This window comes from Bathymodiolus heckerae thiotrophic gill symbiont (genome assembly GCF_900180345.1).
In the GTDB taxonomy this organism is placed as follows: Bacteria; Pseudomonadota; Gammaproteobacteria; order PS1; family Pseudothioglobaceae; genus Thiodubiliella.
Genome location: NZ_FXLV01000109.1, coordinates 1 through 1,042 on the forward strand (window position 1 = coordinate 1; position 1,042 = coordinate 1,042).

Here is a 1,042-nt window from a genome sequence, read left to right on the forward strand (position 1 = left end):
AAGGTTATGACTCATGGCAATCAGTTGTACTCTGGTTTTGTTTCTCTCTAGTCCAAGGTATCTTGCCTTGCCTAAACCGTGATGAAGTTTTAGCAAGCCAAAAGTGCGTTCTACGATATAACGAATGCTTGAGCGCTGTTTGTTTTCTTGTTTTTGTGCTTGCGTGAGTGGTGTATTTCTGTAGGCTCTGTGCAAGACTTTGTTATTTTGCTTGCCCAGTTTTTTGTCATTCTTTTTGTTGGCATATGCGCTATCGGCATAGACTTCACCACAGGTTTTTAATTTGTCTTTAGCCCTCCCACAATCCAGCAACTTGTCAAACTCTTGTGAATCATGCACATTGCCTGGTGTAAAGGTCATCTTCTTGACAAAGCCATCCTCGTCAACATTAGCGTGCGCCTTAAAGCCATAGGTGGTTTTACGCTTGCCATCAGCTGCAGTTTTAACATTGTAGCCCGCTTCAGAGTCTTGAGTGTTGTTGCCATCTTTGCCTTTGCGCTTGCGAGACTGTTTGGCTTCAATGACGGTGGCATCAATAATGTTGATTGATCCGAGTGAGACAGTGATAGAGTTTCTCTCTAGGTGAGTGTTGATTTGCTTCAGTAGAGGCTCTAGTAGCTGCTCGGTGTTAAGCAGCTGTCTAAAGCGCCAAATACTGGAATGGTCTGGCACATTCTCAGACAGGCTAAGATTAATAAAGCGCCTAAACATAAGATCCCTGGCGATTTGCTTCTCTAAGGCTTCATCGCTTAAGTTATACCAAGCTTGGAGAATAAGAATCTTAAACATCATCAGTGGCGGGTAGCTAGGCGCACCTCGCACAGATGAATAAAGGTTTGATAAGGTTTGCTCTATCTCTGCCCAATTGATGATGTTATGCACATCATCAAGCTCTGATAGAGATTTATGCTCTACAACAAGAGAGTCTGCGAATGAATGTTGAGTTGTTTGTTTCCAAGACATTGTTATTTTTTTGATTGATTTTAGATGGTTGTTATTTTACTGGATTGGTGTGGTTTTGGTTGATTTATGCAAAGGTCTC

The 1,042-nt window shown here is 42.0% G+C and carries 1 protein-coding gene; it reads right to left on the reverse strand.

The features are described 5' to 3' along the window. A partial coding sequence (locus CRYPD_RS07725) for an IS5 family transposase (protein ID WP_138146990.1) occupies positions 1 to 963 on the reverse strand: 963 nt, incomplete at its 3' end. Between the last annotated feature and the right edge of the window lie 79 nt (positions 964 to 1,042).